Origin of the sequence: Acinetobacter nosocomialis (assembly GCF_041021905.1) — a bacterium.
Taxonomy (GTDB): domain Bacteria; phylum Pseudomonadota; class Gammaproteobacteria; order Pseudomonadales; family Moraxellaceae; genus Acinetobacter; species Acinetobacter nosocomialis.
The window spans coordinates 2403033-2427408 of the sequence record NZ_CP157432.1; the positions used below are offsets into that span (position 1 = coordinate 2403033).

Annotated in this window: 19 protein-coding genes; 6 read left to right on the forward strand and 13 right to left on the reverse strand. The window is 38.7% G+C overall.

What is annotated here, in order from left to right; all coding sequences use genetic code 11:
* Nucleotides 1–35 precede the first annotated feature (35 nt).
* From ABLC00_RS11250 to amvA, 6 genes are all read right to left on the reverse strand, one after another.
* Complete coding sequence (locus ABLC00_RS11250; protein WP_004886658.1) at nucleotides 36–2264, reverse strand: phosphocholine-specific phospholipase C; 2229 nt, start codon at nucleotides 2262–2264, stop codon at nucleotides 36–38.
* Between the two features lie 26 nt (nucleotides 2265–2290).
* Nucleotides 2291–2443, reverse strand: a complete 153-nt coding sequence (locus tag ABLC00_RS11255; RefSeq protein ID WP_153564820.1) for a hypothetical protein — start codon at nucleotides 2441–2443, stop codon at nucleotides 2291–2293.
* Nucleotides 2444–2589: 146 nt separating this feature from the next.
* Nucleotides 2590–4779: a DNA polymerase III subunit gamma/tau gene (gene dnaX, locus ABLC00_RS11260; protein ID WP_369028945.1), complete on the reverse strand. Its 2190-nt coding sequence runs from the start codon at nucleotides 4777–4779 to the stop codon at nucleotides 2590–2592.
* A gap of 123 nt (nucleotides 4780–4902) precedes the next feature.
* Nucleotides 4903–5517, reverse strand: coding sequence for a metalloprotease secretion chaperone CpaB (gene cpaB / locus ABLC00_RS11265; protein ID WP_031952701.1), 615 nt, complete (start codon nucleotides 5515–5517; stop codon nucleotides 4903–4905).
* A gap of 22 nt (nucleotides 5518–5539) precedes the next feature.
* Entirely contained in the window at nucleotides 5540–7321 is a 1782-nt protein-coding gene (gene cpaA, locus ABLC00_RS11270) for a metalloendopeptidase CpaA (RefSeq protein WP_004886650.1), read from the reverse strand.
* Between the two features lie 256 nt (nucleotides 7322–7577).
* A complete protein-coding gene (gene amvA, locus ABLC00_RS11275) occupies nucleotides 7578–9056 on the reverse strand; it encodes a multidrug efflux MFS transporter AmvA (RefSeq protein WP_032011776.1) in 1479 nt (492 codons plus the stop codon).
* 126 nt (nucleotides 9057–9182) lie between these two features.
* Between amvA and ABLC00_RS11280 the strand changes: the two genes are divergently transcribed.
* A complete protein-coding gene (locus ABLC00_RS11280; protein WP_004708240.1) occupies nucleotides 9183–9761 on the forward strand; it encodes a TetR family transcriptional regulator in 579 nt (192 codons plus the stop codon).
* 52 nt (nucleotides 9762–9813) lie between these two features.
* Here ABLC00_RS11280 and ABLC00_RS11285 read toward each other — a convergent pair whose 3' ends face one another.
* The 3 genes from ABLC00_RS11285 to ABLC00_RS11295 form a co-directional block, all read right to left on the reverse strand.
* On the reverse strand, nucleotides 9814–11073 hold the full coding sequence (locus tag ABLC00_RS11285; protein WP_033846007.1) for a serine hydrolase: 1260 nt from the start codon (nucleotides 11071–11073) through the stop codon (nucleotides 9814–9816).
* Nucleotides 11074–11144: 71 nt separating this feature from the next.
* Nucleotides 11145–11999, reverse strand: coding sequence for a MaoC/PaaZ C-terminal domain-containing protein (locus tag ABLC00_RS11290; RefSeq protein ID WP_004708236.1), 855 nt, complete (start codon nucleotides 11997–11999; stop codon nucleotides 11145–11147).
* Nucleotides 12000–12073: 74 nt separating this feature from the next.
* The gene (locus ABLC00_RS11295; protein WP_004886646.1) at nucleotides 12074–13465 is read right to left on the reverse strand and encodes a 3-oxoacyl-ACP reductase; all 1392 of its coding nucleotides are present in this window, start codon (nucleotides 13463–13465) and stop codon (nucleotides 12074–12076) included.
* Between the two features lie 235 nt (nucleotides 13466–13700).
* On the opposite strand from ABLC00_RS11295, the gene ABLC00_RS11300 reads away from it, so the two are divergent.
* Nucleotides 13701–15269, forward strand: coding sequence for an acetyl-CoA C-acetyltransferase (locus tag ABLC00_RS11300; RefSeq protein ID WP_033846008.1), 1569 nt, complete (start codon nucleotides 13701–13703; stop codon nucleotides 15267–15269).
* Nucleotides 15270–15336: 67 nt separating this feature from the next.
* Here the strand turns inward: ABLC00_RS11300 and aceI are convergent, their stop codons facing one another.
* The gene (aceI, locus tag ABLC00_RS11305) at nucleotides 15337–15771 is read right to left on the reverse strand and encodes a chlorhexidine efflux PACE transporter AceI (RefSeq protein WP_004886645.1); all 435 of its coding nucleotides are present in this window, start codon (nucleotides 15769–15771) and stop codon (nucleotides 15337–15339) included.
* Nucleotides 15772–15861: 90 nt separating this feature from the next.
* Between aceI and ABLC00_RS11310 the strand changes: the two genes are divergently transcribed.
* The 3 genes from ABLC00_RS11310 (at nucleotide 15862) to leuE (ending at nucleotide 18599) form a co-directional block, all read left to right on the forward strand.
* Nucleotides 15862–16755, forward strand: a complete 894-nt coding sequence (locus ABLC00_RS11310; RefSeq protein WP_004886644.1) for a LysR family transcriptional regulator — start codon at nucleotides 15862–15864, stop codon at nucleotides 16753–16755.
* 130 nt (nucleotides 16756–16885) lie between these two features.
* Nucleotides 16886–17875, forward strand: coding sequence for a transaldolase (gene tal / locus ABLC00_RS11315; protein ID WP_004886642.1), 990 nt, complete (start codon nucleotides 16886–16888; stop codon nucleotides 17873–17875).
* 73 nt (nucleotides 17876–17948) lie between these two features.
* Nucleotides 17949–18599: a leucine efflux protein LeuE gene (leuE, locus tag ABLC00_RS11320; protein WP_004886640.1), complete on the forward strand. Its 651-nt coding sequence runs from the start codon at nucleotides 17949–17951 to the stop codon at nucleotides 18597–18599.
* Nucleotides 18600–18635: 36 nt separating this feature from the next.
* On the opposite strand, the gene ABLC00_RS11325 is transcribed toward leuE, so the two are convergent.
* Complete coding sequence (locus ABLC00_RS11325; RefSeq protein ID WP_004886638.1) at nucleotides 18636–19109, reverse strand: Lrp/AsnC family transcriptional regulator; 474 nt, start codon at nucleotides 19107–19109, stop codon at nucleotides 18636–18638.
* Between the two features lie 187 nt (nucleotides 19110–19296).
* Here ABLC00_RS11325 and ABLC00_RS11330 point away from each other — a divergent pair, with 187 nt between their 5' ends.
* Nucleotides 19297–20469 carry a benzoate/H(+) symporter BenE family transporter gene (locus tag ABLC00_RS11330; protein ID WP_004886636.1) on the forward strand — a complete coding sequence of 391 codons (1173 nt, stop codon included), beginning with the start codon at nucleotides 19297–19299 and terminating at the stop codon, nucleotides 20467–20469.
* A 73-nt stretch (nucleotides 20470–20542) separates the two neighbouring features.
* On the opposite strand, the gene ABLC00_RS11335 is transcribed toward ABLC00_RS11330, so the two are convergent.
* Complete coding sequence (locus ABLC00_RS11335) at nucleotides 20543–21262, reverse strand: MgtC/SapB family protein (protein WP_004886634.1); 720 nt, start codon at nucleotides 21260–21262, stop codon at nucleotides 20543–20545.
* A 15-nt stretch (nucleotides 21263–21277) separates the two neighbouring features.
* Nucleotides 21278–24034, reverse strand: coding sequence for a magnesium-translocating P-type ATPase (gene mgtA / locus ABLC00_RS11340; protein ID WP_004886632.1), 2757 nt, complete (start codon nucleotides 24032–24034; stop codon nucleotides 21278–21280).
* Between the last annotated feature and the right edge of the window lie 342 nt (nucleotides 24035–24376).

The following is a 24376-nucleotide window of genomic DNA, read 5'->3' on the forward strand; positions in this document are numbered from 1 at the left end:
AAGAAAATAATTTGCTCTTTTTGCCTCGTCTTAACTTACATCATTGCAGGATCACTAAAAGAGTCTTCTCCCGTTTCGACTCGGCCAGCAAAACGTCGGTAATAATATGGATCACTTTGATTAGTTACTTCAAAATCATACCAATGCCCAACATCAGCCAACGACCAATGTTGCTTAACAACTTGTCCCGCTTTTACGGTCAGTTGTAATGGCGCATCTTGTCGATATGCACAAGGTTTTACCGTTAATATTGTATCCTTGGTTCCTTCATTCATAAGTTCGACATACACATCACCATTCGCGATGTCATAGCACACTCGAATTTCAGGTTTAACACCACTATCGATAATACGTTGAGTATCCCCTTTAAAATGACGATGGTAGCCATTTGGACCAAGTACCCATAGGTCATAACGGCCTAAGTTATCTTTTAAAGCATCCCATTCATCATCTAGTGTTTTATTCGGCTCGACAATATATCGCTTTGGAATACGGTCTAAGTTAAGTTTGTCATAAACATGAAAAACCGCTGCTTGCGTACCTGTATTAGAAAAAATTAATTGCACTTTACCATCAGTGCTACAACGTGCACTGGTATGTAACTCATAAGGTAGCGCACGCGACAGACGTATGCCACTTTGCTGAATTGGTAATTTAATGTCAGTTGGTACGGGAACAGCTGGCAAAGCTTCTTGATTTTCCCTTAGCGCATCTGCCTGCACACGGGTTTGCTTACCATTAAGCTGCGGTAAAACATCTGCATTTGGTGTTTTAAAGTTAAATGCACTGGTCAAATCACCACACACTGCACGGCGGTATGGACTGATATTCGGTTCTATTACACCAAAACGTTTTTCTAAGAACATGAGCACAGAAGTATGGTCGAACACCTGTGAGTTCACCCAACCTCCACGGCTCCATGGAGAAATCACATATAAAGGAACACGAGGACCTGGACCATAAACTCGTCCATCAGGTGTAGGCTGTGAATGGCTCCCCTCAGGTGCAGCATGATCAAAATATTCATCCTGCATATCAGCATTGCTTAGTGTCGACTTACCTGCGTACTGGCCGTTTTTGAGTCGAGATGGTGCTGATGGCGACGGCATATGGTCAAAGTAACCATCATTTTCATCGAAGTTAATAAGTAGTACTGTTTTACTCCACACCTCTGGTACAGCAGTTAATGCATCAATAATTTCTTGAATAAACCAAGCTCCTTGAACCGGGCTTGAAGGGTCCGGATGTTCACAGTAAATTGATGGCGCATTAATCCAAGAAACTTGAGGTAACTTCCCTTCACGAATGTCTCTTTTAAAAGCGTCAAGATACTCTTCTGGTTTATTGCCCGGTAGCGTATTGGCAATGCCTTTATATAGTGGATTTTTGGCATTATCAGTAGCCGCATCATAGGCTTTATACGGTAGTTTTTGACCCGTATCGGCATACGGTTTATTCGGCTCTCCACCGCTTGAAACGGGATAACCGGATGCAATGTTGGCCTTTCTAAAAGAACGGAACGCACCCAACATATTATCGCCCCATTCATCCGGCATATTTTGATAGCAAATCCAGCTAACACCTGCTTCTTCTAAGCGTTCAGCATAGGTTTTCCATGTATAACCACGATCTGCCGTAGCGGGATTACCATCAATCCAGTCCCATTCATTATTTACAAATGAACGCTTAGTCGGTGTTGCCCCATTGGTACCAGTTAAATGAAAAGATCGGTTCGCATCTGTTCCAGTGTGCATGGAACAATGGTAGGCATCACAAATCGTAAAGGCATTGGCAAGTGCAAACTGATATGGAATTTCTTTTTCTTTAAAATAGCCCATGGATATATCAGTTTTATGGGTTGGCCAGTTCGCCATACGGCCATTGTCCCAAGCCAACTGACTATCATTCCACGTATGCGGCGTACCATCTGCGCGCTGTGCATTATTGGCTGTACCGTCTAAATGAAAAGGCGTTAAAACTTGCCCATTGCGTCTAAGCTGCTCCCAAACCTTACGACCATTTGGCAAAGGAATTGTAAAGCGGTCAGCAAAACCTCGAACGCCTTTTAACGTACCAAAGTAATGATCAAAAGATCGGTTTTCCTGCATCAAAATAATAACGTGCTCAATATCTTGAATGGTGCCCGTTTTATTATTTGCAGGAATTGCTAGAGCCTTTTGAATACTTGATGGGAAAGCCGCCAACGCTGCAGCACCAAAGCCCATATTTAAAGAGTAATTTAAAAATTTACGACGTGTAATCATGATCAAATTCTTTTTATTATTTAAGGTTATGGAGCACAGCGCATGACAGGCTTTTTACCTGTGTCTGGTGTATTCGAATTATCATTTGCAGAGTCGTTACAACCACTCAGTAAGAGTGCACCGATGAGTAAGAAATATGAATATTTAAAGGAAGTTATTCCTGTACATTGCCTTTTCATGACGATATATAGTCCATTTTAAAATCTAAAATGGCTAACATAGAAAAGTACAATGACAGTGGCGTGACCTGAATATTTCAATCCAGTGAAAAATATGAAAATTCTATTATTTCCATATTTTTCACCAAATCAAAACTCAATTGGAATTAAGGCTTTAATTGAATATTTTGTAGTTCACCATCAAAAGTCTCTATAAGACTTTTAATAACGGGTTGTTGCTGTAATAGCTCTGTCGCTCTATGGAAAGCTTTTTCTTTACGAATGCTTTGCATAACATAAGGTGTAGATGTATGAACTGCACCATATTCAACTGTAAACTGTGTATCTGCCCATTGTTGCTTTAAAGCATCAATTAGGCCTTGCTGTAATTGGGTTAACATATTTTCATATTCTTGAGGAATATGGAAAATCGTGTTGCCTCCAATTTCACCAGTCATCACACCATGTTGAGCAAGTTCTTGAACGGCTGGGGAAAGCTGACTATTTCTAAACCAATATTCCCACTTTTCAAGTGTCCACTCGCCTTCTAAAACTTGAGCAGAAAGCTTCAAAATATCCTGAGGCATCAATTGCGCGTTATCAGTTGCACTAGACTCTTTGATAACTGTAGCAGTTTCAACCACCACTTCAGCTTGCACCAATGTTTGCTGCTCAATAACAGGCTCAGAAACCAAATCATGAGTTACAGGTGCATCTTGACCCAGAGAAAATTCAGTATCAGATGTTTCAAACAAACCTTGCGGCTCAGCAGTAAATGTTGGCTCAGGTTCAATTTGTTTGGCTTGGGTTTCAGCCTGAACATGTACTGCCTTTTGTTCTGGTACTGGAATGAAATCTTCCTCTAGAACACTAATCGTTTCTTGAACAGGTACTGTCTCAAGCCCAATCAACTCATGATGGTTTGGGTCAAATACCATTAAATCCTGATTAGACTGCGGTTCAGGTTCAGGTTCAGGTTCAGGTTCAGGTTCAGGTTCAGGTTCAGGTTCAGGTTCAGGTTCAGGTTCAGGTTCAGGTTCAGGTTCAGGTTCAGGTTCAGGTTCAGGTTCAGGTTCAGGTTCAGGTTTAGGTTCAGGTTCAGGTTCAGGTTCAGGTTCAGGTTCAACCATAGCGGGTTGGCTAATAACTTCAACAGGCTGAACAGCACTCACAGGAGTAATCTCTTGAGCTATTGGCTGAGCTTGCGAATTTAAATCTACTTCTGCTTGTACATTTTGTTGAACAGGCTCTGAAACTAAAATTTCATTTAGTGCTAAAGGGCGGAAAGCCAATAAGCGTAAAATGCACATTTCGAAACCTTGCTCTTGCGTTACAGCAAGTTGCAAGTCTGAACGGCCTTTACATGCGATTTGGTAGTAAAGCTGCAAATCTTGAGCAGAAATTAACTTAGAAAGTTGAAGAATTTTGGCATTAATTTCTTCACTATACTTTAAGCCAAGCTCTGGTAAATACTGTAATAAAGCTAACTCATGTAATGTTGAAATGAGCTGATCAAGCACTAACGATACATCTAAGGCTTGATATCTAAATTGGAGTAATAACTGACTTACTTTTTCACGTTGGTTTTGATGAACCGCTAAAATCAAATCATAAATGATCGTACGGTCAATCAAGCCAAGCATTTCTTTCACATCTTGGTGATGTATAGAACCCTGGCCATAAGCTATGGCTTGGTCAGTTAATGATAGCGCATCACGCAGTGAACCCTGAGCAGATTCAGCAATTTGCCAAATTGCATCTTGATCAGCAGTAATCTGTTCTTTTTCAAGAATAGCGCCAAGGTGTTTGGTAATTTCATCTACCGCTAAAGGTCTTAAAGTAAATTGTAAACAACGTGAAATAACCGTAATTGGTAGCTTTTGCGGATCAGTCGTTGCAAACAGAAACTTAACGTGTTCTGGTGGTTCTTCTAGTGTTTTTAATAACGCATTAAAAGAATGCGTAGAAAGCATATGTACTTCGTCAATCAGGTAAACTTTAAAACGACCTTGCGTTGGCGCATAAGGAACATTATCTAAAAGTTCACGCGTATCTTCTACTTTTGTTCTTGAAGCAGCATCAATTTCGATTAAGTCAATAAAACGGCCTTCATTTACCGCCTTGCAGGTTGCACAGACTTCACATGGTGTAGCAGTCACACCTGTTTCACAGTTCAAACACTTGGCTAAAATACGGGCGATTGTAGTTTTACCTACACCACGCGTTCCTGTAAATAAATAAGCATGGTGAAGACGACCGCGTTCCAATGCACTACTTAATGCACGAGAAACATGGTTTTGTCCCACTAACTCATTGAAATTACGTGGACGGTATTTTCTAGCAAGTACTTGATACATGTATGCTCCTTGTTACAGGCATAAGCATACTTTGTTTTTAAAAGAGTGTGAACGCATAAAGCTCATATCCGTACAGATAAACTGCGAACTGGCTTCTTTTCTCTACCAAAATCATTTATTCCTTTATGGATGATCATGATGTAATTCTTGATCCGTAACCCCCTCATCCATAGTTTGTACCAACCCGACACCATCTTTAATTTCAGCCGAATAATTTCCTTTCTCGGTAAAAATTTGCATGATCGTATAGTGGTCTTTTTGACTTTGAGTAATGGTAAAGAAATTTTGGTTCGGATCGCCTTGATCAAATCTACCAGTCCATCGAATAATATCCTGATCAACAGGTTCGATCTCTACAATTTTCCCTGTACGATTAATGCCATATTCCAACATCTGAAATTTAACAGTGTCCCCGACTTTTTTAAGTTCGATCACATTTGGATCATATTTAATGGCCATACCTTTAGCATTTTTAAGCAAGGGAAAATTAGCTTTAGAATGCAATTGATCTTTTTCTACTTCATTAAAAACAATTTGTTGCTGAGACAACCTTTCTTTTTCTGACGGACTCAAATTCAGAATATTTTGACTCTCTATCATTTTTGCCCCAGATTGTTGCCGACTTTCTGGAGAGAACGTTAAAGCAGAAGAGCTTTGCTGTGAAAAAGCAAACCAGACTAAAACTGCTAACGCCACACAAGCGATAGCAGTTCCTATTAACAACTTATTTTTCTTCATTATTTACAGCTAAAAATAGAGATTAGTTATATAGAGAAATTTTTTGTGCGTTCAGGTTAATCACACTAACCGCATCAATTTTTCCTTCTTCACCCAAACGAACACCATATTTAGGATTGTAAAGGTATGGACTAGAATAAAAATTAATATTATTGCCACCCATTGCAGTACTACCTAAGGGATGAGCAAAACCTGAACCGATATTGGTTGAGCCATTATGATATAGACCAAGATTATGCCCAACTTCATGACGCATGGCTGCAAAAGAACAACCTGCAATATCATTTGCACCAATCATGTTATATGCCGAAGCGTTAATCCAAGCCCAGCCACAACCGCCATCCCCAGGTTCATTACCTTGATAATAAACACCGTCTGCCAATACACGTTTCCGCTCGTTTTGTACCGTCGTGTCATCTCGTCCAGTCGAGATTGCTTCTTTTAAAGTAGTAGCTGGGATTTTATAAGTTAAATAGCCCACATCTCTTAAGTAAAAACGTGCATTTGAATTTTCAGCGGTTAAGTTTGTTAAATTTACGCCTTCAATCATTCTAAGTTTTGCTGCACTCTCACCTAAAATTGAGTTTACTTCTGGGCTAGAAACCAACAACATATCAATTGTATAACTATCTACTGTCCAACCTTGAGCGGTGTAGATAAAACGGCGGTTTTCACCATTTTTAATTGCTGTCGACAAACCATTAGCAGCATTAATATAGGTGTCGGCCGATGAATTCGACACAATGACCACCTTATCTCCGACTTGAGCTTGAACTGGTAGCTGCAAGGTCGGCTGCCAATTGGATGTAGACAGTTTTACCTTTAAAGTGGGTTGGGTCATATTCGGTAAAATTGCAGGAATTGTTGCCGTTGAATCAATCACTTTTGTTGGTGAAGAGATGAGCTGCCAATAGCCTTTGTCGCTTACATACATAAACTCATACTGATCGCCTGTTTTAAGGGTTAAGGTCGCTTGGCTATTAACATTGGTATTATTAATTTTTGCAGACCAAGTTGCAGTAGACTTGATAATAATCCTATCCCGATCATTTGCAGTGGTAGGTAAAGTGAAATTAGAAACCCAATTTCCATCTCCAAATGCAATTTCGGTAAGTGGGCTATTTACGGCTGCTAAAGATGTTCCAATTTGCTGAACATTTAACTTCTGAGGTTTTATGTATTCTGGCACCCATTTTCCTAAAGCAGAATAATATTTAAACCAATATTCAGAACCATTTTTTAATGTAAAACTGCTCGGGAATAGTAAGTTGGTTTTATCAATATCCGAACTTACACTTGCTGTAGAAACAACTTGTACGGTTGTTCCGTCACGCACATCACTTGGTAAAGCAATGGTTTGTGCCCATTTGCCATCTTGAATAAGTACTTTTTGCATGGTTGCAGTCGTTAACGGTATTAACTCATAGTTAGCCCCTGTAGTAGGACTAACCGTTGCTAGCTGAGCAATCCATTTATTTTGACTACTATTAAAAATGAATTGATAGATATCTCCGCTATTTATCTTCAACACTTCTAACGGAATATTCGTATTAGAAGTGTCTAAATAACTACTATAAGCAGCACTAGAACGAATTGTAATTTTGTCTGAATTATTAGCATTTGTTGGTAAAGAGAGATTTTTTACCCAATTTCCATTAGCTAAAGAAAACTCTAAATCTGAATAACCCGTCGGAATTGATCCACTATTATTATTCTGATTTGGTGAGAGTACGGTTGCAGCATATACAAGTGAAGATGCAACAATTGCACCAATAATAAGTGATGTTTTTAATTTAAAATTCACAGTAGCCTCTTTTATTTGTTTTTAGATTTTCGAATAGCAGGTTAACAAACCATTTTTTTGCAGTCAATTTTCAAATCATTAATTTTTTATTAAATTTCAATAAGATGATGTTTGAATCATTTTGAAATAAAAACATGAAATTTATTAAATAATAGTTTGTTTATGAGAATTAAATAACTAAATTGAATATAAAGAAAATATTAAAAAGACATTTGAGGGTAAAAAGAAAGATAAATCTCTCTTTTTACCCTTTATTTTAGTTTACTTTCTTAGGAAAACTAAACCAGACAAATACAGTTAACAGGAAGAAACAAATGGCTGAGATAGTAAGCACCCAACTATGTGCATAGCTAAAAGCTTGCTGCGCAACCGCAACTAATTGCTCTCCTAAAGGTTTTTCAAGGCTAGATGCTAATTGCATAGTTTCACCAATTGAAATACTCGCTTTTTCAATTAAGTTTGACGGAAGCTCGGCCGGTAAACTAATTGAGCGACTATAAAACCAAGACAACATCAAACCAAAAATAGCGACGCCTAAACCAGCTCCAAGCTCATAGGCCATACCTTCAATCGCACCTGCTGCACTCGCCTTTTGTGGGGGTACAGATGACATAATGGCAGCAGTTGAAGCCAGTAAGGCAATCTCAATACTAAAGCCTAAAAAGACCATACACGTCCACGCTAAAAAGTGATCAGTCGAAAAGTTAAGTTGGGCAAGTCCCCATAAACTGAGTGCACTTATTAAAATACCAACAGTAGATACAAGTCTAAGTCCCCATTTATTTAAACAGATTCCTGCTAGTGGACCACCTAAACTAATTGCAATCATAAATGGGATAATAAACATCGCTGCTTGTAAGGGAGAAAACCCATAGACAAACTGCAACTCTTGAGACAGTAGTAATTCAAAGCCAACCAAAGCAATCATTGAAACAACCGCCATAACAATGCTGGTAGAAATCACCGGATGTTTAAATAATTCCAGATCAATCATTGGCGTCGTACTTCTTTTTTGGCTTCGAATGAAGTGAATTAATGTGCTTATACCCACCACAAACATCACAACAGTGAGCATTGAAAAGTTGTACATAGCCGATTTAATCGAATAGATCAGGCTTAAAATGGCTACCACCAAAACTAAAGCTTGTCCTAAGTTAATTGGCTGATCAGTTTTTTCTTGCTGTTTAGGAATGATCATTACGATCATAACTAGAACCACTAAAATAATCGGAATGTTAATGAGGAATACAGCTCCCCAATGGAAATGTTCCAGCACAAATCCTCCAACTAGCGGGCCAAAAGCTGCCCCACCGCCACCTACTGTAGACCAGAGACCGAGTGCAAAATTTCTCTGCTTTTCTTCGGTAAAAGCATTACGGATGCCTGATAAAGTGGCCGGAATAAGCATCGCTGCCCCTAGGCCTAAAACAGCACGTGAAGCAATTAAGGCATAGGCCGTTGGAGAAAAAGCCGCAGCTAGAGAACCAATACCAAAAACGGCAGTTCCGATAAATAATAATTTTTTAAAGCCGATACGATCACCAAGTGCACCCATCGGCAAAATTAAACCCGCCATAATCAGTGAATAGATATCAATGATCCATAAAAGCTGATTGGCAGTTAAATTTAATGCTTCACTTAAAGTCGGTGTAGCAACATGCATCACTGTTGCATCGATTGTCACAGGTAAATAAATAAGGACAATAATTGTCAGAATTAACCATTTCTTTTGCATAACATTCTTCTAATATCCAAAAATTGGACATGTGTTCAAATCATGGTTATTATATACACAATTGGACACTTGTCCAATTTTTAAATTTAATGTAGTTTGTGTCGAATTCAGTCAGGTGAAAGAAACATGGCCTATCTTAATCGCGATCAACGCAGAGAAATGATTTTGCAAGCTGCCATGCAAGTTGCTTTGGCTGAAGGTTTTACAGCCATGACGGTACGTAGAATCGCAACAGAAGCACAAACCTCTACCGGACAAGTTCATCATCATTTTTCTTCGGCATCTCATTTAAAAGCTGAAGCTTTTTTAAAGCTGATGGAACAACTTGATGAAATTGAACAAACCCTAAAAACCACTAGCCAATTTCAAAGGCTATTCATCTTATTAGGCGCAGAAAACATAGATAGACTTCAGCCCTACTTACGATTATGGAATGAAGCTGAACTCTTAATTGAACAAGATGCAGAAATACAAAAGGCCTATAACCTTGCTATGCAAAGTTGGCATGAATCTATTGTGCAAGCAATTGAACTCGGTAAGAAAGAAGGTGAATTTAAAAATATATCTAATTCAACAGACATAGCATGGCGACTCATTGCTTTTGTGTGTGGATTAGAAGGTATTTATCAACTTGGATTACAAGGTTTAGCTGAAAACGACTTTAAGCGTCATACCGAAGCAATTATTCGTCTAGAATTATTATAAATGGGAGCTGGCATTTATTAAAAAACACCAGCATTTATTGATTACATAAAATTTAGAACCAACCTTTACGCCCTTTTAAAACTTGGTCAGTGCAGCGTAAGGTTTCTTGAGTCAATCCCCATAAACGATAGTCACCCGTGATTGAACCAATCTGAAAGTTATGGGTATAAGCAAAGCTAAGATCACGCTCAGGGTCACACCATGCCCCTGAACCATTGTAGCCAATATGCCCAAAGCCATTTTTAGCACGTTTACCCATCGTAATAATACGGTGATATCCTAAGCGCCAATTCATCGGTATTGGCATGACACGATCACGTGCATAACTTTGAATGGTACTCAGCTCTTTAAATACTTCTGGGCGAATGAGTTGCTGTCCATCCCATTCGCCTTTATTTGCCAGCATCGCATAAATTTTAGCAAGACTATTCGCAGTAAATGTACCATTTGCTGCTGGAATAACAGCTTGCAATCCTTCATCACTAAAGAAACTAAAATTCTTCATTCCTTTTGGAATCATAGCATCCTGAAAATCTTGCGGGTCCTGCCCAGTCCATGTAATCATTTTTTCAGAAAGTGAACTTTTGCGTGGCTGAGGTTTGTTAGGTTTTTCAGCTTGAGCAGATGCTGGTTTTTCTGGTTTCGGTTGAATAATTAAACGAGCTACCCGTTCCAACTGGCTTGCAGGCGTACCAAAATAAGCACCATCTAACTGCAACGGTTCAATGAGATATTTTTGCATGAGTTGATCTAAAGATTGACCAGTTGCTTTTTCAAGTACTCCACCAACAAGCCAACCAAATGTTAAAGCTTGATAAGCGTTGCCCTGTCCTGCAATGAATCTTGGCTTGGACATAGCCATTACATCCAACATATGTCGCCAGTCGAGCATTTCCCTCGCACTTTCAATAATATTTCGAATATCAAACATGCCGCTTTGATGGCTTAGGACATGACGCAAAGTCATTTGCTCTTTACCATTCTGAGCAAACTCAGGCCAGTAAGTCGCAATCGGTTTGTCATATTCTAAAAAACCTTCACTGACTAAAATATGTGCTAAGGTTGCAAGTACACCTTTCCCTGTAGAGTAGCAAACTGCCAAAGTATCAGGTTGCCAAGCTTCAGTTTGTGATTTTAGACCGGTGTAGATATCTACAACTTTCTGACCTCTAAAATAAACCGCTAAAGCAGCTCCACCTTGTCCTGTTCTAGCATCTTGAAGACGGCTGAACTGGTGAGCTAAATCAATAAAACGTTCATCTAAAATACCGTGATAGTTATGGGTATCGGCCAGTAAAATCTCTTTAATCACATGAAGTTCCTTGCATTTTTTGTTATTTTGCTCAAAAGCAGCCCAAACCTGTGTTCAGGCTGCTGATATTTTTATAATGCTTTTACTGTTCCTGCAACATGCGGTTTTTGCGACTTTGCATTACGAATCAAAAAGTCAGTCTTTTTGTCTGTATTGGCAGTTAAAAACTCAACTTTTGATGGTAAGAACATTGGTAGCTTAAACCAGACATCTGCTTCATAAGCATTAGGTAATTCAAGATTCGCTAGTGCTTTAGCTTTGCTCCACATACCATGTGCAATTGCTTGCTTAAAGCCAAATGCTTTTGCAGTAATGGCATGAATATGAATTAAGTTAAAATCACCAGACACTTTCGCGTAACGGCGGCCTGTGTTTTCTAAAATATCCCACTGGGCCTTTGGAACATAAACTGGTGCTTGTTCTTCTTTGGCTTTCTCACCCACTCTTTTCTCGACTTTTTGGCGAGATAAATAAGTCGTTAAGCCTTCCATCACTACTTCATTGCCAACTTTTGCCGTGGTAATAAAGTCAAACTGAACGCCTTTATCATGCGGTTTTAATTCCCCAAATTTGCATGACAAAGTTAGTTTTTCAGTTACACCAATAGGTCTAGTCTGTTTAATCTGGTTACGGATATGCACTAAACCTAAAATTGGAAATGGAAAGGCTTCTGCTGTCATCATGTGCATTTGCAAGCTTTGAGAAAGTACCGCTAAATAAATTGCCGGTACAAAGCCATTATTTTGAAAGCCACATACTTCGTTATAAGCCTTGAGATGGCTCTGATCAATTTCAAGATGGTCTACCACATATTCAACTTGTGGTAAGATTTTTGGCCCCTGCGGCTTTTTAAAAATTAAGCCTTGTACTACTTTTGGATAAGCCAATGCCGCTTTTGGTAGTTGGCTAAAATGACGAGTATTCATACCTAACCTTTTATAATTTATAGATTCTTGAATAAAAAAGGGATGCACAAGCACCCCTATTTAGCTAAGAGTGCTTAAGCGCCCAACAAGCTTTGACCACACACACGTACAACGTTGCCATTTACACCTGTAGAAGCAGCTGATGCAAACCATGCAATTGTTTCTGCCACATCAACAGGCAAACCGCCTTGTTGCATTGAGTTCATACGACGACCTGCTTCACGAATTGCAAACGGAATTGCCGCAGTCATTTGAGTTTCGATAAAGCCAGGTGCTACTGCGTTAATGGTAATACCATTTTTTAAGATAGGTGCAGTAAATTTTACTAAACCGATTACACCAGCTTTTGAAGCAGCATAGTTGGTTTGACCAAGGTTACCTGCAATACCGCTAATTGATGATACACAAACAATACGACCATTTGCATTTAGACCATCGTTTTCTAATAAGTAGTCATTTACGCGTTCAGCAGCAGACAAGTTAATGTTAATTACTAAGTCCCAAAGCTCTGGCTTCATGTTTGCCAAAGTTTTGTCACGTGTAATACCGGCGTTATGAACGATAATATCTAAACCGCCTTGTTTTGCCGCAGCAGCTTTAATTTTTTCGCCCGCATCAGCAGCTGTAATGTCAATTGCCAATGTAGAACCACCAATATCAGCCGCTACACGGTCAAGGTCAGCTTGTTGTTGTGGTACATCTAGACAAATAACATGAGCACCGTCACGTGCCAACACGTGTGCAATTGCCTCACCAATACCACGGCTCGCACCAGTCACTAACGCAGTTTTTCCAGCAAGCGGTTTTGCCCAATCGACATCCACTACATCTGCTTTAGATACACGAATTACTTGACCAGATACATAGGCTGAACGTGGAGAAAGCAAGAAACGTAATGTTGATTCAAGATTTGCAGCAGCACCTTCATCAACATAAACAACTTGAGCAGTAATACCCTTTTTAAATTCTTTACCTACAGATTTGATAAAGCCTTCAAGTGCGCGCTGAGCAATTGCCTGTTTTACAGTTTTTGCAGTTTCAGGTGTTGTACCAATCACAATCACTCGACCAGAAGTCGCAACTTGACGTGCAATCGGATTAAAGAATTTGTAAAGTTCGTTTAACTGTTCTGAGTTTTGAATACCAGATGCATCAAATACAACTGCTTTGAATTTTGATTCTTTATCGCCCGCATTGAATGGACGTAAATTTAGGCCAACTTTTGCAGCTTCTTGTTGTAATGCAACATTATTGCCTACATAGCTGTCAGCATGAATATTGCTAAGTACTTGTGCAATCGCACCAGACAAAACACTTGACGGCGCTGCGCCAACCAATACTGCACCATTCACTACTGGCTGAGCACTTTCAAAACGCTCTAATACAACTGGCGATGGTAAACCCAGATTTTTAACAACGAATTTACCAATAGGAGATTGCGTAAATGCTTGGTATTGATCAGTCATGATTATTATCTCTCAAAGAAATGAATTTTCTACGACAGGCTTCATTATGTTATGAGATGGAAAGAAACAATATGAAAGCAGTCGTTCATTAGAGTTACTCCAAATCATACTTGAGTTCATCTTTTGATGTCTTGACCTGAATGCTATCTACAATGTCATTCTAGTCAATACAGGTCTATTTGAATTGTGTTAAGGTAGCTTACAAGAATATCGTTATTATGCTTGGAAAAGCCTTATGAGCAAAACAACTCAAGAAAATCCAGCAGTCGAGAATTCTGCTCAGGAAAAAGTGTCAAATACATCAAAGTCGGCTTCTAACACGGCTAAGCGTAACAGCACTACTCCTAAAGCAGCAACTAATACACCAAAAACGACACGTACTCGTTCAACGACTGCACCTGCACGTAGCCCTCGTAGTAAGAGCGCTGCTTCAGCAACCCCGTCTACATCTTCAAATGTAGCTGCAGCACCAAAAGCAACAAAAACCAAAACTTCTGTTCAACAGGATAAAACCATGAGTCAAAACACTGTTCGCCGCGTTGCAATCCTTGGTGGCAACCGTATTCCATTTGCACGTTCAAATACCGCTTACTTTAAAGCGTCTAATTCTGACATGCTGACAGCAGCATTGAATGGTTTGGTTGAGCGCTTTAACTTACAAGGTAAACGTATTGGCGAAGTTGTTGCGGGCGCTGTTTTAAAACATAGCCGTGACTTCAACATGACTCGTGAAGTTGTATTGAGCACAGATCTTGCTCCAGAAACTCCTGCTTACGACATTCAAATTGCATGTGGTACAGGTTTACAAGCAGCATTTGTTGTTGCCAACAAAATTGCCCTTGGTCAAATCGACGTAGGTATTGCAGGTGGTGTAGATACAACTTCTGACGCACCAATTGCTGTAGGTGATGGTTTACGTAAAGTTTTACTTGAGCTTAATGTTGCTAAAACAGGTAAAGACCGCTTTAAAGCTTTAACAAAAATTGATTTTAAAAAGCTTCTTGATGCACCAAGCAATGGTGAACCACGTACTGGCCTTTCAATGGGTGAGCACCAAGCAATCACTGCATTAGAATGGGGTATCACTCGTGAAGCACAAGACGAACTAGCTGCAAGTAGCCATCAAAAACTTGCTGCTGCTTATGACCGCGGTTTCTTTGATGACTTAATGACTCCATTCTTAGGTCTTAACCGTGACAACAACCTACGTCCGGACAGTACAGTTGAAAAACTTGCTAAGTTAAAACCAGTTTTCGGTAAAGGCGAAACTGCAACAATGACTGCAGGTAACTCAACTCCGTTAACTGACGGTGCGTCTGTGGTATTGCTTGCTTCTGAAGAATGGGCAAAAGAAAACGGTCATGAAGTTTTAGCTTACCTTTCTTTCTCAGAAACAGCAGCTGTTGATTTCATTGGTAAGAACGGTCCTAAAGAAGGTTTGTTAATGGCTCCTGCTTATGCAGTACCTCGTATGCTTAAGCGCGCTAACCTTAAACTGCAAGACTTCGATTTCTACGAAATCCATGAAGCATTTGCATCTCAAGTACTCTCTACTTTAAAAGCTTGGGAAGATGAAAAATTCTGTAAAGAACGTCTTGGCTTAGATGCACCTTTAGGTTCAATTGACCGTTCTAAATTGAACGTAAATGGTTCATCTTTAGGTGCGGGTCACCCATTTGCTGCAACTGGTGGTCGTATCTTGGCTACTGCAGCTAAATTGATTAATGAAAAAGGTTCAGGCCGCGCATTAATCTCGATCTGTACAGCAGGTGGTGAAGGTGTGGTGGCGATTGTAGAAAAATAATTTCTATTTATCGACCTAACAAAATAAGCACCCAGATGGGTGCTTATTTCATTTCAATCTATGTGAATTAATGAAGTGATGCCGCTTTAGCATTTGGGAAAAACTTATCTTCAATATAGTCATAGCACCACTGGAAAATAAAGGTATAAACCAAAATACATAAGGTTAAGCCAATATCTAAAATAAATGCATCAATCACTGTCATCTGCATCATATATGCAATCATTGGAACAGTCGCAATCAGCAAACCACCCTCAAAACCAATCGCATGTAAAATCCGCACAGGGATCGTTCTTTCCCAATTATATTTATGCTCTACTTTTTCGAAATAGTGGTTAAAAATCATATTCCAGAAAACAGAAACCACTGCCATAAACACACCGAGTGTTCCAGTCACTTCCATCGGCATGTCAAAAATAAAACTTAATGCAATCGCAATGATGACCAACAAAATTCCTTCATAACTGATTGCATGAATGAGTCTTCTCTTGGAAATCAACATTTTTAAATACTCAATAATAACTTGGATAATGTGCATTTTATTTTTATAATTTTGATTAATCCAATCAGGTTCTTTCAATTTTTTTGACAGATGAATATTAATCAAGAACAACTTCTCATGTTCCAAGCCGTTATGGAAACAGGTTCATTTTCAGCAGCAGCACGGAAACTCGGTAAAGTCCCCTCTGCTGTGAGCATGTCGATTGCTAATTTAGAAATCGATCTGAACCTGACTTTATTTGAACGCAAAGGGCGCGAACCTACTCCTACAGCCGAAGCACGAGTGCTATATGAAAAGACGGCACAACTATTGATTGAAATGAATCAATGGAAACAGCACGCGCATGCATTAAGTACTGGGCTGGAACCAAATCTTACTATTGTTGTAGTGTCTGAGCTGTTACATACCAATTGGACCGACTATGTTTGTCTACTAGAAAGCCGTTTTCCAGACTTACAAATTAATATTGTGTCTGCCCCTCAAGAAGATGCGCTTCAAATGTTATTAGATGGCTCTGCCCAACTGGCCCTTATGTTTGAACGTGAGCATTTAGACAATAGAGAGCAGTTTGTTGAACTCAAACGTGAAGTCTTAATTCCTGTTATTTCAAAAACCCATCCGCTCGCAAGCCAAGAGCATGTTTCTTATGAGCAGATTTTGGGTACGAGACAAATTGTGGTAGCAAGTCGAGATGAAACCTTAAAACCCGAATTATTATTTTCAAAACATTACTGGCGTACAGATAACCACCACTCTGCGTGCTTAATGATTTTACGTAATTTGGGTTGGGGAGTACTGCCGCAAGAGATGTTTAAAGAAAACCCTGAGTTAAACAACAAGCTTAAAGCATTAGATGTATTTGATTTTACACCGCGCTTTGAATATTACGTTGATTTGGTCTGGAGTCGTGAAAGTGAACTCGGCGCTGCTGCACGCTTCCTGATTGACTATATTCGTAATAAGCGAATGCAGCAGGTTCCTTAAAATAATTTCAATTTAGATGCAGAACATAAACGTTTTTCTTTGAAACATAACAATTGATATATCGACAGTATGGATAGAGTTTGTGCTATAAAGAAAACATAAGATTTATTACTGAAGATGTTGAATATCAATGACTCATACAGCACTTGACCAATTAAAAACATTAACGACCGTTGTTGCTGACAGTAGCGACCTTGATGCTATTCGTAAATTTCGTCCCTTAGATGCTACAACGAATCCTTCATTGATTACTGCGGCAGCAGAACAACCAGAAAGTAAAGAGCTCATTGAAGATGCTTATTATCAAGCCAAAGAAGAAGGCTATAAAAATGATGAGCTGATCGAAAGAACCATTGATATTTTAACCGTAAAATTTGGTGTAGAAATTTTAAAACTCATTGAAGGCCGAGTTTCAACAGAGGTTGATGCTGCCCTTTCATACGACACTGAAGCAACCATTCAAAAAGCACATGAATTATGTGAACTTTACAAAGGTTATGGTATTGATCAGTCACGTATTCTTATTAAAATTGCGTCGACTTGGGAAGGTATTCAGGCTGCTAAAGTACTCGAAGCTGAAGGTATTGCCTGTAACCTCACTCTTCTTTTCGGTTTACACCAAGCTCAGGCATGTGCAGATGCGAAAGTGACTTTAATTTCACCATTTGTCGGCCGTATCTTAGACTGGTACAAAAAAGCTGAAGGTGTCGACTCTTACCCAATCGAAAAAGACCCAGGCGTAGTTTCAGTTAAGAAAATTTATACCTATTACAAACAGCAAAATATTCCAACTCAAGTGATGGGTGCGAGCTTCCGTAGTATCGATCAAGTGCTTGGCCTTGCAGGATGTGACTTGCTAACAATTTCGCCGGGACTACTTACTCAACTTGAGCAAGATACACGTGCTGTTAAAGCTGCACTTGATGCAACTCAAGCAAAACAAGCAGAAGCGATTATTAGACCTGCTCAGAACGAACAAAGTTTTAAAGACGAACTCAATCATGACTTAATGGCTTTCCAACTTTTACAAGGTGGTGTTGATGGCTTCATTAAAGCGCGAGATCAATTAAGCCTTTTGTTACGTCAATCCTTTGGAATTGATGCAGAAATTAAATCTTAAAAAACTGCACTTTTCATACAAAATTACCGATTTTTGTTATCATGACAAAAATCGGTTTTTTATTGAGTTTCTCGTGTTCGGCATAACAGATCTAACAACATATATTATTGGTACACTCCTAATTGTGTTATTACCCGGACCCAATTCCCTTTATGTGATGTCAATTGCTTCACGCTATGGTATTAAAACTGGATATATGGGTGCACTTGGTATTTTTACTGGTGATCTTATTTTAATGCTATGTACCGTATTAGGTGCCGCTTCTTTATTAAAAGCATTCCCTTGGGTTTTTATTATTCTTAAACTCGTTGGTGCACTTTATCTGTCCTATTTAGGGTTTAAACTTTTACAAGGCAGTATTCAACGCTGGAAATTACGTAATCAACCACAAGCTGAAATGGCTGATTTACCTACTTTAGATAAAATTCACCCTTACAAAACTGCCTTAAGTATTAGTTTACTTAACCCTAAAGCAATTTTATTTTTCTTATCTTTCTTTGTTCAGTTTATTAATCCAGATTATGCTTATCCAGCTTTAAGTTTTTTAATCTTAGCGGTAATTTTACAAATTATTAGTTTTAGCTATTTAACAGCGCTCATTTTCTCTGGAATTAAACTCTCAGCATTTTTTAAGCAAAATCATAAAATTGCAGCAAGCGGAATTTTCTTAGTGGGTATTTTATTTTTTGGGTTCGGTTTAAAGCTGGCCACTTCAACCATGTAATTTACTAAGGCAATAAAGTTAAAACTTATTAAATTATTAAAATGCCAGCATGCCATCTGTTTTGACTTCATTAAGTACAAAGAATGTTCTCACCTGCCTTACTCCCGGTAAGGCAATAATTTTTTCACTATGAAATCGGTTAAAAGCAGCTAAGTCTTTAACACGAATTTTTAGAAAATAATCGACTTCTCCGGCAACTAGATAACACTCTAGAACATTCTCCAAATCACCTGCGGCTTGTTCAAAAGCTTGAAAGCTATCCGGTGTTGAACGGTCCAGCACTACCCCAACCAAAACGATGGTCTCACGCTGCACCAGACTTGGATTGATTCGAGCACGAACATCTAAGATGGCTCCAATTTTAAAAAGACGTTGCGTATGATTCCAACATGACGAGGTACTAATACCAACAAGTTTTGCTAGTTCAGCATTACTTAAGCGTCCATTTTCTTGTAAACAACGCATAATTTTCAGCTCAAGCGGTGTCAAATTTTCAGCTTGCTCATTCATAAAAATAATATCCAAATTTAATTACTTATTATGAAATAAATAATAGCATTTAGAACCATATAAAAAATATTATTTCATTTTTACACCCAAAATAGGAAGCACCTTCTTTAAAAAAATTGTTAGATTTATCTGGCTGAAAATATAGGCAGAAACATATTAATTTTTCAGGGACTTAGAATATTTAGCCATGCAAAAGATTCTTCAAGATTTTTCTATTCCAGCCGTATTCGCGGGTTTCATTACCTTTCTAATTGGTATTAGTGTTTCGGCTATTTTAGTGATTCAGGCAGCCCAAGCTTTAAATGCTTCACCTGAACAAATCACCTCATGGTTTTGGGCTTTAGGTTTGGGTCTTGGTTTATCAGGACTCATCCTTTCTTGGAAATTTAAATACCCTGTAGCAACAGCTTGGTCTACTGCCGGTCTCGCTCTAATTATTGCAACTGGCGGTGGATATAGCATAAATGAAGCAATTGGTTCTTTTTTAGTTGTTGGTGTACTGACTGCGGTTTTAGGTTTTTCAGGAATATTTCAAAAGGCGCTTTCATATATTCCTCAAAGCTTGACCAGTGCCATGCTTGCAGGCGTTTTACTCAAATTTGGTATTTCACTTTTCGCAAGTTTGCAAAATGATTGGGCATTCGTTTTATCTTTACTCGTCATTTATATCATTACCAAAAGATTATGGCCGCGTTATAGCATCGTGTTCACAGCACTTGCTGGTGTTGTGCTCTGCCCTGTGTTTTTAGACTTTCATATGCCTACACTTCACTGGTCTTTGGCTAAACCTGTTTGGATTAGTCCTGTGTTTAGCTGGTCAGCAGTTTTAGGCTTAGCGCTACCACTGTTTGTGATTAGTATGGCTTCACAGTATTTACCTGGTATTGCCATGATTAAAAGTTATGGCTATAAACCACATGTCAATCAACTTATTGGCTGGACTGGTTTAACCCAAGTTTTGCTTGCGCCTTTTGGTTGTTATAGCGTCAATATTGCCGCGATCAGTGCGGCTGTATGCCTTGATGATCAAGTTCATCCTGACCCAAGTAAACGCTATATTGCTGGCATAAGCTCTGGTTTTTTCTATGCATTGATGGGACTCTTTGCAGCAACACTGACAAGCTTACTCATGTCCTTTCCTCATATTTTTATTGTAGCTTTAGCAGGTATTGCATTACTTGGCACCATTAGCCATAACATTGCGCTTGCCTTTGGCCCAATTGAAGACCGTGAAGCAGCACTATTTACCTTTTTATGTAGTGCTTCGGGTATTCAATTTTTCGGTATTGGTTCGGCATTTTGGGGACTAATTGTCGGTATTATTGTATTTGTAGTCCTTAAATTTAAGGTTAAAAAATAACACCTACAATAGAAACTTTGCGCTTAACCATTTAGAGCATTTCATAAACAATTAAGTGCAAAGTCTCATTAAATTAATTAATTGCGTTTTTATCCCAAAAAGCCTGTCTTATTTGTGGCATCGCATTTAAGTGGTTAATAATATGCTGCGCTTCTTCCGCTTCAATTGAAGTCGCAATTAAGGTCACTTCTATTTCAACCTCTTTCTCTCCAAAAGGTGTTACATCAATGTCTTTGGGAGGGTAATTGTGGTGTTTCAACGTTAGATTTAATTCATCCATAACTACTTTGCTCTGACTTCGGTCACAGATAATATAAATTACATGTAAAACCTCTGTATCATCGTCTAATGGACGACGATCAATGATATGAACAATCGGTCTTAACAACGTATTGGCAGATAAAATAAAAGCTGTTGCCAGTATGGCTTCAATAATTAAGTCAGAACCCGCAGCAGCCCCTACCGCAGCAGAACACCACAAAGTTGCTGCGGTATTTAAGCCATGGATGTTACCTTCTTGACGCATAATTACACCTGCGCCCAAGAAACCAATACCCGAAACCACATAAGCAATGACCCGAACAGCGCCATCTGCTCCAGTAAGATTTGTTGCAACATCCACAAAGATTGCAGCACCTACAGCGACCAGCACATTGGTCCGAAGACCAGCAGTCCGTTGCCTATATTGCCGTTCAAATCCAATTAAAGCTCCTAAAATAAAAGCAACTGAAAGACTAATTAATGTATCAATAATATTGGATAAATCTGCATGTTGTAGAAATTGCAACTTCATCTTGCACCTATAATTTTATTGCCAGCCGTAACGGCGGATATAGATTTTTTTCACCCATTGAGTAATACACATATAAGCAATTAAAATTAAAGGCAAATATAAGAAATAACTTAATGGTAAAGCTTGCAGTTTTAAATAACTTGCTAAAGGGCCCATTGGTAAGAAAATACCAATACACATAATCACTACTGTCATGACTAACAATGGGGTTGCAGCACGACTCTGAATAAATGGAATCTTAGCCGTACGGATCATATGCACAATTAACGTTTGAGTGAGTAACCCCACTACAAACCAGCCAGACTGGAATAAAGTCTGATGTTCAGGTGTATTTGCCGAAAACACAAACCACATTAAACAAAAAGTGATAATGTCAAAAATAGAGCTAATCGGTCCAAACACCACCATGAAACGGCCAACTTCTTCAGGTTGCCAACGCTGCGGTTTTGCAATTAACTCTTCATCAACGTTGTCAAATGGAATCACGATTTGTGACACATCATAAAGTAAGTTTTGAATGAGTAAGTGAATAGGCAGCATTGGTAAAAATGGAATAAAAGCACTCGCAATTAATACCGAAAAAACATTACCGAAATTTGAACTTGCCGTCATTTTGATATATTTCAACATATTGGCAAAAGTTCTACGGCCTTCAATTACACCTTTTTCAAGTACCATCAAGCTTTTTTCAAGCAAGATTAAATCTGCTGATTCTTTAGCAATATCTACTGCCGTATCTACTGAAATACCAATATCGGCAGCGCGTATAGCCGCGGCATCATTAATACCGTCTCCCAAGAAACCAACCACATGACCGTTGGCTTTTAACTGCTCAACAATACGTTCTTTATGTACAGGGCTAAGCTTTGCAAAAATATGGTATTGCTCTACTGCTCTTTTGAGCTGCTCATCGGTTAAGGTTTCAATTACACCGCCCAATAGAACTTGATCATAGTTCAGACCAATTTCTCGGCACACTTTTTGAGTGACAAACTCATTATCACCAGTAAGTACTTTTACGGTTACACCATGAGCATGCAAACTTTGTACTGCTTCTCGAGCAGACTCTTTAGGTGGATCAAGAAATGCGACGTAACCAATTAAAATTAAATCACTTTCATCAACAACCGAATAATTTTCCTGATTATTATCAAACTCACGATACCCTACAGCAACAACACGTAAGCCATCTCGGTTATAACGTTGAGTTAATGCTTCAATTGCGACTTCACGTTGCTTTGTTAAAGGCTCTACTTTGCCATTTACCTCGACATAACGGCAAACCTTTAACATTTCCTCAACTGCGCCCTTGGTAATCATACGCACTTTTTCTTGAGGGGTTTTTACAACAACCGACATACGGCGGCGATCAAAATCAAAAGGAACTTCATCTAACTTCTTATAACGTAACTTTTGAGTTTTGATCTGATCATCAACAGCTTCTAACACTGCCACATCAAGCAAATTTTTCAAACCTGTTTGATAGTAACTATTTAAAAATGCTTGCATGAGTACAAAGTCTGATTTTTCCCCATGAACATCAATATGTTGAGATAAAAAGATTTTGTCTTGAGTTAGCGTTCCAGTTTTATCGGTACATAAAACATCCATTGCACCAAAGTTTTGGATCGCATCTAGACGTTTAACGATTACTTTCTTTTTAGATAAGAAAACCGCACCCTTGGCTAAAGTTGAAGTCACAATCATCGGTAGCATTTCTGGAGTAAGACCAACAGCAACCGATAATGCAAATAAAAATGCCTCTGTCCAATCACCTTTAGTGAAACCATTAATAAAAAGTACAACAGGTGCCATCACCAACATGAAACGAATAAGTAACCAACTGACTTTGTTGACACCCATTTGAAATGCCGTGTTACTTCGATCAGTAGCCGTAACTCGGTGAGCAAGTGCACCAAAATATGTTTGAATACCCGTACTTAAAACAACTGCCTGAGCCGAACCAGAAACAATATTGGTCCCCATAAATACAATGTTATCTAGCTCTAAAGCACTCGTTTCTTCGAGATTTTTCTGCAATGGAAATTTCTCGACAGGCATTGATTCACCAGTCATTGCAGCTTGAGAGACAAACAAATCTTTCGCATTTAAAATTCTGCAATCAGCAGGAATCATGTCACCTGCAGATAATAAAATCACATCACCTGGCACCAAATATTGAATTGGCATTTCAAATTGGTGATTGGTTTGGTTTTTAATATCAATGCCATAACGCTCATGCATAAGCTCTAAATCTTCTGCACTAACTTGATGACGCAGTACTGTAGCGGTATTACTTACCATTGCCTTTAAAGCATCTGCAGCTTGATTTGATTTTGCTTCTTGCCAATAACGAAGTAACGTCGAGAGAATAACCATCACGCTAATAATGGTTGAACCCGTTAAATCATCGGTAAAAAAAGCAATTAATGCCAAAAGGCTAAGCAAAATATTGAACGGATTGCGGTAGCAATACCAAAGATGTTGCCACCAAGTTAATGGCTTCTCATGAGTGATCTCATTAAGCCCCACTGCCATTTGCTGGGTATGTGCTTGTTCTTCTGTAAGCCCTGTGTAATGAGTATCGAATTGTTTTAATAAATCACTTGATTGGGCTCTTGATGCATCGAGCAAACGCATAGATAAATTTTTGCTAATTTCTTGAGCATAGCTAGATTGATGTAGCTCTTTAAAAGATCGATTACGACCAAAAAAACGCATCAAATGAAATCTTTGTAAAAATGCTGTGAAGAGTCGTTGCCAGAATTTCATCGCGAAATCCTCCATTTTTTAGGCGTACAAAGCTCTCGACCTTATTGATAAATAAAGTCTATAAAAATTTAAAATTTAGAAAGGAATCGGAGATCGTAGAGTTACGATGAAGAAGAGAAAATTAGCCCAAAGCCGAACCAACGCTGACGGAAAGTCGCGGGCTTGAACATAGCTCGAATACTTTGAATCGTATGAGACGAATTATTTACCAAAATTGAATTTTGGTAGTTATAGCAGTGTGTGGAAGCATATAAGAACATTGGCTTCTCCCCATTTCTAGCGAGAAACTAAATAGATAAGTGCTTGAAGTACTTAATTACAAAAAATAATTTGTATAGGTTT